Raw genomic sequence first — 15,391 nt, forward strand, 5'->3', positions numbered from 1 at the left:
GACGGCATGCCGATGCCCGCGGACTGGACGGATGGCCAGATGGCCAAAGACCGCCCTTGGCACCAGCCCGCGTACACCGAGCCTCCCGCACCCCAGGGCTTCGACCTCGGGAGTGCCGGCGACGAGGAGGTCCGCTCCTACTGCCTCCAGCACTCCCGCGCCTTCCTCTCCCGGGTGGCAGTGGGCGATTCTCGCGGCTTGGAGGGGGTGATCAGGCGTGGTCCGCGCAGCACGGTGTGGGGTTGGGTACCTCGAAGGGTGCCAGGGTGCCGCCGACGGCGGGTACCAGGGCGAGGGTCAGGTGTCCATCGCGCCATTCGGGTCGTACGTGGTCACGGGTGAGTACGGTGGCCGAGGCGTCGGGCCCGGGACTCGTCGGCGGCATGCCCACCACGGTGACCCGGTCGATCGCGGTCCGGGTGAGCAGGTCGGCGACGGTGACCGTGCCCGTGAGACGTTCGGCCGCCGGATAGAGCACGGCTCGGCCGCCACGCCGGTGGGCGTGTTCGTCGGCGGCCAGGGCGGCCGTGCGGGCGACCTGGGCCGGGCCGTGCTCTCGGCCGCCCAGGGCCGCGCCGGCATCCGGATCCAGCACGTCGGCCAGGCGCTCCCACACAGCCTCGGCCGCGTGGACGTCGGGCAGGGCGAAGGAGACGGCCACGCCCCGGCGTTCGTCGGTGCGGATCAGGTGGGTGCAGGCGAACGTGCCTGGAGGAAAGTCGAGTTGGTCCACCAGATGGTGGATCAGGTGGTCGGCCTGGCGCAGGTTCGCCGTCCCGGCGTCCACCCCGATGACGGGGCGGACGCCGGGTGCGTCGTGCGGTGTGGTCATGCGGGCAGGACCCACATCGGGTTGGAGTAGAACCACAGGTCCTTCCACGGGTCGGCGTCGCCGAGGACGTCCATGGCCGGTCCCGCCGGGTCCACGGAGGCGCCGTTGATGCCGACGGCGCTGCGGTTGCCGTCGGTGCCACGAAGGCGTATGTACACCGGCGTGTCCAGCCGACCGAGGGAGTACGTCAGGCGCACCGAACCGGTGGACTTGTTCACGTCGAAGGATTTGACCACCTTGGTGGTCGGGGTGGCGAAGGTGTCCTTGTCGGAGACCGTGCCGGTGACATCGCCCTGGATGACGTCGACGCGGGCCAACTGCGGGACGAACTGAGACCAGTTGGGTCCGTTGGCCAGGCTGATCTCGACGACCAGGTCGACCTGGCTGCCGCGGTGCACCTGCAGCACGCCGCCGAGGGTGACCGCGCGGCTGCCGGAGCGCAGCTGGGCGTTGAGGCCGCTGATGAGTCCGCCGTGGTCCACCCAGACGCGTCCGGCCCTGATGCCGTCCATGACCGCCTTGTACGAGAAGGAAGCCGCGCCGACGTGGGTGCGGGAGTACTGGCCGGGCCAGTAATCGCCGTCGGTGAGGTTCAGGCCGCCGCCGTAGACGGGGTCGTTGTACTTGCCGTTGGCGTTGAAGTCGCCGCCCGGGCCGCGTACAGCGGTGTCGGCGTAGACGTTGTGGGAGTCGGAGTTGGCAGTGATCCACCACGGCTTGCCCTCGGCCAGCAGGCTGTCCCACAGACCGCCGACGGTCGCCGTCATCCAGTCGAAGCCGCCCCAGGTGCGGTAGCTCTCCAGCGGGTAGCCGGCGAACGAGTCGGCGCTGGGGCTGTTGTCGTAGAAGCCACGCCCGGAACCCGGGCCGTTCGGCGCCTTGATACCGGCGGCCTGATGGCCGGGCGCGCCCTCCATGCCGACCGCGATGGTGGGCTGCGCATCGCGCCAGGCGCGAATCTCGTGCGGGGAGTCGATGCCCTTGCGCGCCGGGTGGTTGGCCAGGAACAGCGCGTCCTTGACCTTGCGGCGCTGCACCTGCTCGGCGAGGAAGTTGACGCCCGCGATCGCCAGCGCCTCGTTCGCCGGCGTGCTCGCGGTGGCCTTCTTGACCGCGCCGTCGAAGGAGTTCTCGAACTCCTTGAGCACCGCGACCTCGTTCTTGCCCGGGTGGACGAAGACGGTGCCGTGCTCGGCGGCCGGGATGTTCCACTCCAGGCCCTGGAAGACCAGCGTGTCGTCGATCTGGTCACGCGCGGCCACGATGTCCGGGTTGACCTTCTCCACACCGATCTTGGCGTGCGCCTCGCTGCCGTGGTCGGTGATGACCATCCAGTCCAGGCCGTGCGCGTTGGCCTGGCGGACGTGGTCGATGACCCGGTACTTGGCATCCGAGCTGTACTGGGTGTGGATGTGGTGGTCACCGGCCAGCCACAGGTACCCGCCGGAACGTCCGCCCGTGGAGGCGGCCGACGCGGGCACCGCCGCGGCGGCCTCGCCGGCCCCGGCCAGGACGCTGCCTGCCGCAAGCCCCGCACCGAGCAGGCCGGTGCGCCGCAGCATGGAGCGCCTCGAGAGCTGGCTGGGGGTCAGTTCCTCGTCCGGAACGTTCATGTCGAGTGCGGGCGGCAGGGACGTGGAGTCGCCGTTGACATGGTGATGGTGGTGGTGACCGTGGTCGTGTCTGTGGCCGTGGCTCATGCTCAACTCCCGCTGGCAGCAGGCGTACACGCTTGGGACGTGCAGATTCTGAGAAGGCCGTATGAACAGCGGGGGTCTGGGTGATAGTGAGGCAAAGAACTGCTCGTGTGCACCAAAAGCGCCAACAGCCGCTGCCTGAGGACACTTCGGCGCCATGCGTGACAAGGGAACACGGCAACAGCGTTCGCCCGTCTGTCGCTGCCGGTCGCACGGCGTAGGCGAGCATCCATGTGCCGGTGTGGGTGCGTCGCGTATGCACTCTCGAGCGTGAGGAAAAGCGCAGCATCATGGTCCTGACTTGGGAACGGTCAGCAGCGGAGCGACTGAAGAGAGCAGTGCCGTGCCGCGACAGCGGCGCCGTCGGCGAGCACACGACGGCGCCTTGGTTGAGGGTCCATGAGGTCAAGGTGTGCGAGGGTCGCGGCTGGCACCGTCCGGCTCCGCCGCTCACGCGGCAGGGGCGTGCGATGAGCAGATGGACCGGGCGCCTGTGGGGGAGCAAGATGCCGTTCGGCACGGGAGTGGCGCGACATCTGGCCACGTCACCAGGACTCGGCCTGCAGGAACAGCGCGATCACCTCCACGAAGAACCAGACAGAGAACACCAGACACGCGAGCCACAGCCCCCACAAGACCCAGCGGGCCTCTCGTCGTATACGCATGGCCGGATCATCCCCTTCCTGGTCCTGGCCTTGTGATCATCCGGTGTGTTCTGTGCGCACCCACAAGGCGATCCAGCGATGGCGCTAGAACCGGGGCGAGCGCCTCGGCGTACGCCTCCGAGAGGTGGTTGTCGTCACGGTAGACGACGGTGTCGCCGACGACGGGGCAGATGGCGGTGCGGAGGGCGGTATGGCGGGTCGCGTCCGGCAAGTGGTTGGCGCAGACGTGTAGTTGCAGGGAGTTCCGGGCGGCGCAGTCGATCGGGTCGCCCTTGGGCCATGGGGTGTCGAGCAGGGCGGCGACCGGGGCGCCGGAGGGTGTTCTCGAAGCCGGTGGTCCACTGGTGGAGGGGGTCGGCGGCGGGGCGGGCCGGGTTTCCGGCGTCCGAGGAGGAGACGACGACCGGGGCGGGGCGCAGGGTCTTGATCCTTGCCAGGGCGTTGGAGCGCCAGGTGTCGCAGGCGGTGTACGGCGTTGCCGCTCCAGGGTGCACGTCCCAGCTCATGCCAGTGCTGCGTTCACGACCGCGAGTACCGCTTGCGTGGGGCGCCGGCTATGTCAACGGTCGTCCCTCCGCGTCTTCGGGACTTGTCGCGCGGGGCAGGGTCGCAAGCGGCGGGGCTTCGGTGTGCCGGGCGAGGCGGCGTTGCAGGTCGATGTGGCGGAACTGGTGGACGGGTCCGACCTGCCGTAGGACGCCACGCGCCTGGTGAGCGTCGGCGAGGAAGGCCATGAGGTGGCGTGGCAGGGCCCCTCGGTTCCGGGTGGCCAGGTACAGACGGCTCAGGGTGAAATCGCCCCAAGCGGTGCGGTGGAGCGCGGCGGCCAGGCCAAGGACCAGTCCGCTCCAGAAGCCGACGCCGGAGCCGAACACCGTACTGCCGACCAGCGCGTCAAAGGGATCTATGTCGTCCAGGTCACCGTTCAGATACCCCAGCAGAGTGCCCAGGAGGAGTCCGGCCAGGAGACCGAGGAAAGCACCGGTGCGCACGAAACCCCAGCAAGCCCTGCGGTCCTGCCGGAGCAGTTCCTGTGGACTCGTGACCGAGGAGAGGTCGGCTGGGGCGGCGCTCCATGCCGTGGCCAACCAGCAGACAAGTCCGGCCACAGCACCCCAGCCGACGCCGGCCACCCGGTCAAGGAGGAAGTCCAGTGCCGTGCCGACGAGGATTGCCGTCCCGAGCCCCAGTAAGAGGGAGCGGCGGTTCCAGGACCAGTGGCCCCGCACTGCCGGGGTGTTTCGTTCGCGCCGCCGGAATACGTGGTTGAGCAGCCATCCAGCGGGCAGGTAGGCGGCGCACACGGCCAACATCCAGAGCGGGGACCCCAGCAGGCCACCGTCCCAGCCCCCGAGGAGGAGCGGGATATTGGGCGCGGAGCAGAACAGAGCCAGCAGGTCCCCGAGGTCGTCCTCGGCAAAGAGTCCCAGAATGGCAAGGCCGAAGCTCAGTAGCGTCAGCAGGACCATCGCCGCGCCCAGAACCACGCCCGACAGCAGCCGCCGTACGGTCTCGGGCACCGCCAGCCGCAGCTGCCACCAGGCGAGGTCGGTTCCGCCGTGCAGGTCGTCCTCCAGGTGCCGGGCAAGGAAGGTGAGCGTCTGCTGGGCCTGGCTGCTCGTCCATCGCGCCTGATGGCCGGGAAGGGGGCGGTAGGCGGCGGGGATGAAGCCGTCGAAGAGCCGGGCTCCCACGGCTGCGGCGGTGGGGAAGCGTGCGGCGTCGCACAGCTCGGCCGGGTCGGGTAACGCCGTGAGGCGTTCGCCGGGGCGCGGGTTGTAGATCGTCCGGGCCAGGAACAGTGTCAGGGGTGTCTGCAGGGCCTGGCCGACGGGGGTGTCGGTGGGCAGGAGGTCCAGCACGGGCCGCCACCGCTCGGCGGAAAGGGTGCCTTCTCCGCCGGCGTCACGGCGCAGGTAGGCGGCCGCCTCCTCGGGGGCCACGCCGTCGAGTTCGATGCCGGCTGCCCCGGTGAGGCGCACGGGAACGCCTGCGTCGGCGGGCGGTTCGACGACGGCCTGGTACTCGACGGTGCGGCTGGTCAGGACGAGAGGGGTTCCCGGAGGCAGGGTGCGGTTCACGGCGTCCAGGGCCACGGCGCGGGTGTGCGCGGGCAGTTCGTCCAATCCGTCGAGCAGGGGAATGATCAGGCGCTGGTCCAGCAGGGCGCGGGCACGCGACGTGACCTGCCCGGGTCCGCCTGCGGCCGGAGCCGGAGTCGGCGCGGCAAGGCCCGGGTAGTCGGTGGCGAGACGTTCGGCCAGCCATGCGTCGAGTTCCCGTTGGCCGGGATCCCAGGAGGCCAGCGGGAAGATGACCGGGACCGGTGAGCCCGCCTCGCGCGACTGGAGCAGGCCCAGCAGGAGGCGTACGAGCAGCATCGTCTTGCCCGCGCCCGGCTCACCGAGGATCAGCAGGCGTCTGCCCGGTGCGCGGGCGGTGAAGACGTCGACGATCTCACCGTCGCTGCCCGCCAGACCCTCGGGGCCGCCGACCCACGCGGGCGGCAGTGCGGCCCGGTCGGAGGGCGCGCCGGTGGACATACGCACGAGAATGTCCCAGGGTTCCACCACGTCTGCGCGGGCGGGCCGCCAGGGGACCGGCAGCGCGTACGGGTCATCGAGCCGCCGGACTCTCGCCTCGGCCTGCCACTGGGTGCGCACCGCCAGCGCCAGTTCGTCGGTCATGGCCGTCAGGCCGAGGCTGTCTGCGTGTTCGCGCCGGTCGGCCCGGTAGCCGAGCCACGAAATGTACAGCGACGCCACACCGACGACGAGGCCAACGGCGGTGCCGGCGACCCCCAGCAGGTGTTCTGCGCCCCCTCCGCCACCCCAGTCAGCCGACTTCGCGAAGATCAGTCCGACGGCAGCGACAGTTCCCGCAACCAGGGCCCATGCTCTGTAGTGTCCGCGCCTGCTGTTGCCGCCGTCGCCATGTGCGTCCCCCGTTTGCATGGACATGAGGATCCCTTATCGCCCCGCAGGGCGACAGGCCGAAGCCGGACCGGTGGGCATCCAGCAAGCGCAGGAACGAGGTCGAGCGGACGGTCAACAGGCGTCGCCAGGGCTGGAGTACGGATCACCTCCGCTCCCGCGGGGACCTTCTCTCCCAGCAACTCTGTCCGGGGTCGGTCGGTTCACCTGCGCTCGCGCGAAGATCATCAATGGTGCCGGTTTCCACATCTCGTGATCCGAGGTGACGCCGGAGGCAGGCCAACTCCCGTGCAATGTGTGGTGTTTGTGTGATCCTTCCCCGCGGCGGGCACCCGGGCTGGGAGGATCACCGCTTGCCTGGAGAGCGTGTGGATGCTTCGGCTTCCGGCGGGGGCCGAGGACGGGGGAGGGGAAGCGACGTGGTGCTGGACATCGTTACGTTATCGGTCAGCGGTGGTGCGGCGGAGGCCGCCGACCTGGCCGACTGGCTGGACGAAGAGGACGCCCTGCGCGGACGAGTGCGACGTGAGGTCGGCCCCGTCCCGGACGGGGCCCTTGGCGGGGAACTCCAGCAGCTGGTCGTGGGCCTGACGTCCGGAGGAGTCGCGACGGCCACGGCCAGTGTGGTCGTGGCCTGGCTGAGGCGTCGTACCGGGAGCGTGACGGTACGCGTCAAGGGGCGTGACGGTTCCGAGCTCGAAGTGCGCGCGGACCAGGTCCGGAACATGAATCACGAGCAACTGCGCGCCCAGGTCGACCAGTTGGTGTCGGCAGCGTGGCGCGACGGTGCCAGGCGAGAACCGGGCGATGGCGCCGATGGCGAGGGCGCCGACGGTGAGTGACGTGGCCGGCGCGTCCGCCGGGGCGGGTCTGGGTGCGCTGGCCAGGCCGGGATCGCGCGTCCTGCTCGTGGGGACCGGCTCCCACCCGGACGGATCGCCGTTGCCCTCCGTCCCCGCGGTGGAGCCGTCGCTGATGGCGCTTGCCACGGTGCTGCGGGAGCAGGGCGGTGTGCCGGACGAGAACCTGACTGTCCTGGTGGATCCGGCCAGCCCGCTGGAGTTCGGCGAAGCGGTCCACCAGACGGCGAAGGATGCCGAGGACGCCTTGCTGGTGCACTTCGTCGGCCATGGCCTGGTGGGGCCCGACAACGGGCTGTACCTGGCGACGTGCGCCACCGACCACCTGGTGGACGGCCTCTCGTACAAGGCGCTGGCTTACCAGGCGCTGCGGCAGGCGGTCCAGCGCAGCGGCGCCCGTACCAGCGCGGTCATCCTGGACTGCTGCTTCTCCGGCCGGGCCGAGGCCCCGCCGGGGCCGCCCGCGCTGGACGCGGTCTTCGAGCAGGCGCTCGTGCGCGGAGGCTTCCTGCTGACCTCCACCGCGCGCGAAGAGCACGGGCTGGCCCGCCCGGGCGAGGAGTACACGGCGTTCACCGGCGCCCTGATCCGGCTGCTGCGCGACGGTGATCCCAGCGGGCCCGAGCAGCTGACACTTGATCACGCCTACCGCTACCTCAACCGGGTGCTGCCCGAGGAAGGCGCTCCGAGGCCGCGCCGGCACAGCAGCGACCGGGCAGGGGAGCTGGTCCTGGCCGGCAACTCGGCCTACAGTCCTCGCCGCCCGACGCCGCGTGTCCAGGAACCTCCCGCCCCGGACGCCGAGGCACCGTGCCCCTTTAGGGGTCTGCAGTCCTTCGGGGCCGAGGACGCCCGGTACTTCTTCGGCCGGGACGAGGCGATCGCGGACGTCACCCGCCTGGTCGGCGGCGGCGGTCTGAACGCGGTAGTGGGGGCGTCCGGCAGCGGAAAGACCTCTCTGCTGCGCGCCGGGGTGATCCCGGCGCTGGAGGCGCGCGCCGAAGGGTGGGCGGTCGCCACGATGAAACCCGGCACCGACACCCCGACGACCGAGCTCGCGCAGTGCTCCGCCGCGCTCACCGACCACGACCGGCCGGTGCTGCTGGTCGACCAGTTCGAGGAACTCTTCACGGGGGACGCGTCCGAGGACGAGCGGGAACGGTTCATCACCGGCCTCGCGAAACTCGCCGACGGCCCGACCACCGTCGTCATCGCCGTCCGGGCCGACTTCTACGAGGCCTGTACCCGTTACCCGGCGCTGGCCAGGGCCCTGGAGAGCCGTCAGGCGGTCGTCGGCCCCCTGCACCCCGAACAGATGCGAGAGGTGATCGAACGGCCGGCCAAGGCCGCCGGGCTGTTCCTCGAGGAGGGACTCGCCGACACACTGCTCCACGATGCCCGGGTGCACCACGCCGGTGAGCACACCGCCGTACTGCCGCTGCTCTCGCACGCTCTGCTGGCCACCTGGCAGCAGAAGTCCGGCACCCGGCTCACCCTGTGCGGGTACCGGGCCACCGGAGGAATCGACAAGGCGGTCGCCAACACCGCAGAAGAGGCCTACGAAGACCTGGACGCTGAGGACCAGCCCCATGTGCGCGGGCTGCTGCTGCGGTTGGTGCGCGTGGGCGAGGGTGTGGAGGACACCCGCCGCAGACTGCCCTTGGGGGACCTTGCCGCCCCGGGCCGGCTCGACACGGCCCGGCGGGTACTGCGGGCGCTGGCCGAGGCCCGCCTGGTCACCGTGGACGCGGACGGTGCCGAGATCACCCACGAGGCGCTGCTGTACGCCTGGCCGCGGCTGCGCGCATGGATCGACGAGGACCGGGCCGTCCTGCTTATCCTCCAGCAGCTCTCCGAGTCCGCCCGTGCCTGGGACCAGGCCGGACGGCAGGAAACCGATCTGTACCGCGGGCCTCGCCTGGACACGGCCGCCCACGCGGCGAGCGGGCAGCAGGCTACCGACGGCACGGACCGCGTCCTGGGCCCGGTCACGCGCGACTTCCTGGACTGCAGTCTGGATTACCGAAAAGGGCAGCAGCGTGCGGCGCAGCGCGCGCGGCGCACCCGCCGTACGGTGACCGCAACGGTCTGCGTCCTGGCACTGCTGGCCTCGGTCGTGGGCTTCATCTCCGTGCGCGAGCACCGGCAGGCCGCGCACCAGGCCGCCCTGATCCACTCCACCGACCTGGCCGCCGACGCGAGCGCGCTCAGTGCCACCGATCCGGGCCTGGCCGCCCAACTCGCCGTCGCCGCCTACCGCTCCGCACCCACGCAGGACGCCACCACCCAGCTCTACACCGCGCTCGCCGCGCCGCTGGACAGCGTCGTCGGCGACACCGGTCACCAGGTCCTGCGGATCGCGACCCAGCCGGACGGCGATCTGGCCGCGGCCTCCAGCACCGACGGCTCCGTGCGTATCTGGGACCTGGCCACCCCCACGGCGCCTGTCCTGGAGGCCACGCTCCACACCGCGGGGTCGGCGGCGGTCGCTCTCGCGCCGCGCGGTCGGCTGCTGGCGGCCGTCTGTCCGACCGCCCGTGACCTGTGCCTGTGGAACCTGGCCGACCCCCACAAGCCCAGGGTTGCCGGGCGTCTGCCCCGAGCCGCCGACACCCCGCACGGCCGTCTCAAGATCATGTCGATGGCCATCAGCCCTGACGGGACGCTGCTGGCCGCGGCATCGTCGTACGGCACCACTCTGGTCTGGTCGATCGCCGAGCCCGCGCACCCCCGTCTCGTCGCCGAACTGCCGACCCCGACCAGCAGGAAGTCCGACGCGCTGGCCGCGGTGGCCTTCTCCCCGCGCGGCGCTCTGCTCGCCACCACCGTCCTGGGCGGCAAGACCCGGCTGTGGAACCTCTCCCGCCCGTCCGCCCCGGCGTCCACGGCCACGATCGCCAAGGGATATGCGGCGGTGGCCTTCAACCCCGAAGGCACGTTGCTGTCTGCAGTCGGGGACCGCGACTTCGGTCTCTGGAGAACCGACAATCCGGCCAAGCCCCGGTCGGTCAAGGTCGAGGACTACGGCTTCACCGACTCGGGTCTGTCGAACCTGATGGCGGTGGCCTTCAGCCCGGACGGGAGCAGTCTGGCGGTCAGTGGCCTGGGCAGCTACCACAACGATGGCCAGCTGTGCCTGCTCAGCCTCTCTCCGGCGACGCTGACGGACTCGCCGTCTCCCACATGCACTCCGACCGGCTTCGGCACCCTGGCCCTGGCCCACCTGCGCGGAGGCGCCCTCCTGAGCGGAGGTCCCGACGGCGTGGTGCGATCGTGGCACACTGCTCTGCCCCACATCGAGGACGTCGATATCACCTATCTGCCTTCCGGGTGGGACTTCAGCCGCAGCGGACACCTCATGGCGGGGCCCGTCTCCACCTCTTCCTCCTTCTCCTCTCCCGCCTCGTCCATCGGCATCTGGGACACCTCCGCCTCGCACCGTGTCGCCACGATCAAGCTGTCCGACACGGTGGAGCAGGCGGACCTCGTCGGCTCGGAAAACACGCTGCTGAGCGTCGCGCAGGACGGCAGGGTCCAGCTGTGGGACCTGAAGGATCCGCAGCACCCCGTGCGAGGCGCGTCCCTCGGTACGGCGAAGTTCCCCACCATCGGGAGCTTCATCATCAGTACGGGCGTCTTCGCGGACAGGGCCGGTGATCTGGTCTCCGTCCCCGGCAGCGACGGCCGGGTGCACCTGTGGCGCATCACCAACGCGCGTCACGCGGCCGAGGCCGGCTCCTTCCGCCTGCCAGCCTCCGACGACTGGAGCGGCATCATGGGCGACGGCCGTACGGCCTTTGTCGCCACCCCCAAGGGAATCGAGTGGTGGGACACCAGCGATCCCCGGCATCCGGTCCACGGTGATACAACACGGCTCGCCGGCGCCAACCAGGAGAGCCTGATCGGCCAGGGCGACGTGGTGGCCGTTTCGATCCCGCAGCAGTCCGCGCCCTACGGCGGTAACACCATCCGCCTGTTCCAGGCCGTGGCCGGCCAGGTGCGTGCGTCGACCAGCCTCCAGGGGGTCGTCGGAACGGAGGTGGAGATGAGCGACGACGGCCAACTGCTGGCCGCCACCGGCAACGGTGACGGCACCGTGCGTCTCTGGGACATCAGCGACCCCCGGCACCCGCGCACCCGCGCCACCGTACGCACCCTCGACAAGACCAAGGGCATCGCGTTCGACCCGCACAACCGCCTCATGGCCGCCTGGAACTCGGACGACGGGATCCAGCTGTGGGACATCCACGACCCCGCCCGGCCGGTCTTCAAGGCAACCATCCCGTCCCCGGAGTACAGCAACATCGACGATCTGGACTTCCTCCCGTCGGGCAACAGACTCGCCGTGGCCCGCAGAGACGGGGTCTCCTTCTTCAGCACCGACCTCGCCGGTCTCACCGACCGGGTCTGCTCCTACACCGGTAAGTCCATGACCGCGGAGCAGTGGCACAAGCACGCACCCGGCATCCCCTATCGCGCCGCGTGCCCGAGTCCTGAGCGATGACGTCGGCGTCGTCCATGGCAATGCGGTTGTTGCCACGGTCCAGAGCTATGACACGACGTCACGGCTTGCGCGCAGACTGCTGCACGGTGATCAGAACCGTCATGGCTGCCGAGCCTAGGAACGCCAGCCATCACCGCCAACCCCGCCGCACCGCACAACCGGCCGTAAAGCAGGCCCGGTTGAGGATCAGCCCGCCCCGCCTCCCGGCGGCGGAGCCGTCGAGTTGCGCAGGACGAGTTCCGTGCCGACCTCCATGTGCTCCATGAGCAACTTCTGGCCCTCGATGAGGGAGAGCAGCGCGCGGGCCGCCTTCTGGCCCATGTCGTGCAGCGGCTGGCGCACGGTGGTCAGGCCGGGGAAGCTCTGCGCCGCCTGCGGGAGGTCGTCGAAGCCGACGACCGAGAAGTCGGTGGGCACATTGAGGCCGCACGCCCGGGCGGCGTCGATCGCGCCGAGTGCCATCAGGTCGGCGCCGGCGACGATCGCCGTAGGACGGTGTTCGGTGATCAGGCGGGTGGCGGTGCGGAAGCCGCATCCGTAGGAGAAGTCGCACGAGGCGACCAGCCGCTCGTCGACCTCCAGGCCGGCCAGCCGCATCGCGTCCTCGAAGCCCTGATAGCGGATGGAGGTGCTTTCCAGGTCCTCCTCGCCGCGGATGTAGGCGATCCGGGTGTGGCCCAGGTCGATCAGATGCTGTGCGCCCTGGCGCATCCCGTGGTAGTTGTCGACGGTCAGCCGGGGCAGGGGGACGTCCAGGCGCCGCGGGTCGATGATGACGCAGGGCAGTTTCTGCCGGCGCAGCAGCTTGACCGTGTCGTCCTCCAGGACGGGCGCGATCAGGAGCACCCCGTCGACGAGGCCGCGGGCCAGGAACTCGATCCGGTCCTTCTCCCGCACCGCGTCGTGGTACGAGGCGTTGACGAGCAACTCCTGCTCGGCGCTGGCCAGTTCGTCGGCGACTCCGCGGAGGATCTCCAGGCCGTACTGGCTGGTCAGGTCCAGGGCGATGAGGCCGACGAGTCCGCTGCGGCCGGCCTTGAGGTTGCGGGCCGAGACGTTCGGCCGGTAGCCGAGTTTCCCGGCCACCTCCATGACACGGCGGCGGGTCTCCTCGGAAGCCCCCGGCTTGCCGTTCATGACGTTGGACACGGTCATCGCGGAGACACCGGCCTCCTCGGCCACCTGCGCGATGGTCACCCGCCCTGCCACCCGAACTCCTTCTGCCCGACCCGGCCACCCGGCACGCGAAGACATTAGAGCCTGCCGCTCCTCGCGCCCGCCACATACTCAAGGAAACTTTAACGATAAGTTGCAGGTCGGTCAATGAAGCCTTGCATGAAGGCCGGGTTCGGCCCTGCTGGCGGGGCGGGCGTGAGTGGCTTGCGTCAAAAGTCCAGGAAGGTGCAGCTGTCGCAGCCCCGTGAGCCGGTCGCGGAAAGTTACGTATAGATGTCGGCTAAGTTTTGCGTTACAGTCCCGGTCCATCGGCGGGCAACGATCGCCGCAACTCGGGTCGACCGGCCCCTTTCGTACGTATCAGCGCTGCACCCACACGGCACAGGCTGATCGGTTCACAACCCCTTTCAACAACCCCTTCAGAGATGACCAGTCGGTGCGTACCGACGATGGGTGAGGTGTGCAATGAAGCGTTCTGGGAGACGTCTCGCGGTCGCCACCACGGTCGCCGCCATGGCGGTGTCGCTGGCAGCGTGCGGCGGCGGGTCGTCCGGTGCCTCCAGTGACGGCACGGTGACCATCCACGTGCAAGCCTGGAAGGGCGGCGGCGCGGAGCCGGCCAACGTCGCCGAGATCAACAAGGCGTTCGAGAAGGCCCACCCCAAGATCAAGGTCGACTTCGAGTACATCACCGCGAACGACACCTACACGCAGAAGCTCCAGCCCGAGCTGCTCGGCGGCAAGGCCGGCGACGTCATCATGGTCGACACCGACAAGATGAAGAAGTGGGGCGCCTCCGGCTACCTCGCCGACCTGTCCAAGGAGTCGTGGGCGAGTCAAATAGCCCCGGACGCCAAGCCGTTCGCGCAGTCCGACGGCAAGACCCTCGCCATGCCGATGGAGCTGATCGGCATCGGCCTGTACGCCAACATGGACCTGCTGAAGAAGGCGGGCATCAGCGAAGTCCCCGCCGACTGGCCGACGTTCCTCGCCGACCTGGCCAAGGTCAAGAAGGCCGGCATCAACCCCATCGCGCTGCCCGACAAGTCCGGCTGGACCGGCAGTTCGGTCTTCCAGGCCGCCGGGTCGAGCCTCGTCTACCAGAAGAACAAGCAGTGGGACGCCGACTTCCTGGCCGGCAAGGCGTCCTTCGACCCCGACTGGAAGGCCTCGCTGGGGCAGTTGAAGACCCTGGAGGACAAGGGCTACGTCAACTGGAAGAACCAGCTCGGCATCGACGAATGGGCCCAGGGACCGCAGGACTTCAGCGCCGGCAAGAGCGCCTTCTGGTACCAGGGCGCCTGGCAGGTCTCCAACGTCAAGAAGGCCGGCTTCCCGGTCTCCTTCGCGCCCTGGCCGGGCGGTGCCGCGGGCACCAAGCCCAACGGGATGCTCTTCTCCGGCACCATGTGGGCCGTCAACTCCCAGTCCCAGCAGGGCGATGCGGCCCGCGAGTACGTCAAGTTCTGGTCGCAGAGCGAGAACCTCGCCAAGTACCTCGACGCAGAGCACGCGGAGTCGCCGTTCACCGGCGGCACGACGCCGGAGAGCACCGAGACGACGGCCTTCACCACCGCCTTCAAGGACGGCCGTTACCGCATCCTGCCGTCCAACTCCTGGTACGCCGCGGCCGCCGAGACCGCGACCGGCTCCAAGATCCAGGCCTATCTGCTGGGCAAGGCGTCCGCCGCGCAGACGCTGAAGGACATCCAGACCGCGGCCGCCGCGAAGTAACCCGGCCACCCCTGGTCTGCCGTGGTGGGGGCGGGAGGACGGCTCCTGACCGCCCCCACCACGGCCATCCGGGCAAGAGGAGGACCCCGTGTTCCACCGACGGCGCGCCACCATGGCCGCCTTCCTGCTTCCGGCGATCGTCGTCTACGGCCTGTTCATGCTGTATCCGCTGGCCCGCGGCGTCTATCTGAGCATGACCGACAGCCTGGGCGGTCCGATCGCGCACTTCGTCGGCACCCAGCAGTACCGCGCCATGGCCGACGACCCGGCCGTCTCCGCGGCCCTGTGGCACACCGTGCTGTACGCGGTCGTCGTGGTGGTCGTGCAGAACGGCCTCGGCCTGCTCTTCGCGGGCATGCTGTTCCGCCGCCCCAAGGTCCGCAAGGTGCTCAACGTCGTCCTGCTCACGCCGACGCTGATCTCCCCGGTGATGGCCGCCTTCATCTGGTCGTACCTGTTCGCCCCGACCGGCGGCATCAACGCCCTGCTCGACCTGGTCGGCCTGCACGGTCTCAACCACGTGTGGCTGGGCGACACTTCGACCGCGCTGTACTCGGTGGCCGCCGTCAACATCTGGATGTTCACCGGCTACTCCTGCGCGATCTTCCTCGCCGCCTACATGAACCTGCCGACCGAACTGCTGGAGGCGGCCGCGCTGGACGGCGCGAGCGGCTGGCGGCGCTTCGTCGCCATCGAATGGCCGCTGCTGGCCCCCGCGCTCACCGTCAACGTGACCCTGAGCCTCATCGGCTCGCTGAAGGTCTTCGAGTTCCCCCTCGTGCTGACCAACGGCGGCCCGGCCGGGGCCACGGACACCCTGACCCTGCTGGTGTACCGGAACGTCTTCGGCGGCGGGAAGTTCGCCTACGGCGTCGCCCTGTCGGTCGTCCTCCTGGTGACCGTGGTCGTCCTGTCCAGCGCCACCTCCTCCCTGCTCCGGCTCCGCGAGCGACGCATCTGATGGAACCCGACGGAAGCTGACGGATCGCC

General features: G+C 69.9%; 8 protein-coding genes. 4 read left to right on the top strand and 4 right to left on the bottom strand.

The window, feature by feature from the left end; translation table 11 throughout:
* Window positions 1-211: 211 nt before the first annotated feature.
* From ABZ880_RS29845 to ABZ880_RS29855, 3 genes are all read right to left on the bottom strand, one after another.
* Complete coding sequence (locus ABZ880_RS29845) at window positions 212-832, bottom strand: hypothetical protein (protein ID WP_361268751.1); 621 nt, start codon at window positions 830-832, stop codon at window positions 212-214.
* On the bottom strand, window positions 829-2,532 hold the full coding sequence (locus tag ABZ880_RS29850; RefSeq protein WP_361268754.1) for a PHP domain-containing protein: 1,704 nt from the start codon (window positions 2,530-2,532) through the stop codon (window positions 829-831). The genes ABZ880_RS29845 and ABZ880_RS29850 overlap by 4 nt, the downstream gene beginning before the upstream one ends.
* 1,216 nt (window positions 2,533-3,748) lie before the next feature.
* Complete coding sequence (locus tag ABZ880_RS29855) at window positions 3,749-5,959, bottom strand: NACHT domain-containing protein (RefSeq protein ID WP_361268756.1); 2,211 nt, start codon at window positions 5,957-5,959, stop codon at window positions 3,749-3,751.
* Between the two features lie 590 nt (window positions 5,960-6,549).
* Here ABZ880_RS29855 and ABZ880_RS29860 point away from each other — a divergent pair.
* Complete coding sequence (locus tag ABZ880_RS29860) at window positions 6,550-6,969, top strand: hypothetical protein (RefSeq protein ID WP_361268759.1); 420 nt, start codon at window positions 6,550-6,552, stop codon at window positions 6,967-6,969.
* Window positions 6,962-11,491, top strand: coding sequence for a hypothetical protein (locus ABZ880_RS29865; RefSeq protein ID WP_361268762.1), 4,530 nt, complete (start codon window positions 6,962-6,964; stop codon window positions 11,489-11,491). The genes ABZ880_RS29860 and ABZ880_RS29865 overlap by 8 nt, the downstream gene beginning before the upstream one ends.
* 186 nt (window positions 11,492-11,677) lie before the next feature.
* On the opposite strand, the gene ABZ880_RS29870 is transcribed toward ABZ880_RS29865, so the two are convergent.
* Window positions 11,678-12,700, bottom strand: a complete 1,023-nt coding sequence (locus ABZ880_RS29870) for a LacI family DNA-binding transcriptional regulator (protein ID WP_361268765.1) — start codon at window positions 12,698-12,700, stop codon at window positions 11,678-11,680.
* 432 nt (window positions 12,701-13,132) lie between these two features.
* On the opposite strand from ABZ880_RS29870, the gene ABZ880_RS29875 reads away from it, so the two are divergent.
* Both ABZ880_RS29875 and ABZ880_RS29880 read left to right on the top strand, forming a co-directional pair.
* A complete protein-coding gene (locus ABZ880_RS29875; protein ID WP_361268768.1) occupies window positions 13,133-14,401 on the top strand; it encodes an extracellular solute-binding protein in 1,269 nt (422 codons plus the stop codon).
* Between the two features lie 88 nt (window positions 14,402-14,489).
* Window positions 14,490-15,362 (top strand): sugar ABC transporter permease, encoded by an 873-nt coding sequence (locus ABZ880_RS29880; protein ID WP_361268770.1) that lies wholly within the window; start codon window positions 14,490-14,492, stop codon window positions 15,360-15,362.
* The last annotated feature ends 29 nt before the right edge of the window (window positions 15,363-15,391 follow it).

The sequence above is a fragment of the Streptomyces sp. NPDC047043 genome (assembly GCF_040644055.1).
Lineage (GTDB): Bacteria > Actinomycetota > Actinomycetes > Streptomycetales > Streptomycetaceae > Streptomyces.

Coding starts and splice junctions, on each gene's coding strand:
- ABZ880_RS29845 (WP_361268751.1), bottom strand. CDS start 832: ATGACCACACCGCACGACGCACCCGGCGTCCGCCCCGTCATCGGGGTG.
- ABZ880_RS29850 (WP_361268754.1), bottom strand. CDS start 2,532: ATGAGCCACGGCCACAGACACGACCACGGTCACCACCACCATCACCAT.
- ABZ880_RS29875 (WP_361268768.1), top strand. CDS start 13,133: ATGAAGCGTTCTGGGAGACGTCTCGCGGTCGCCACCACGGTCGCCGCC.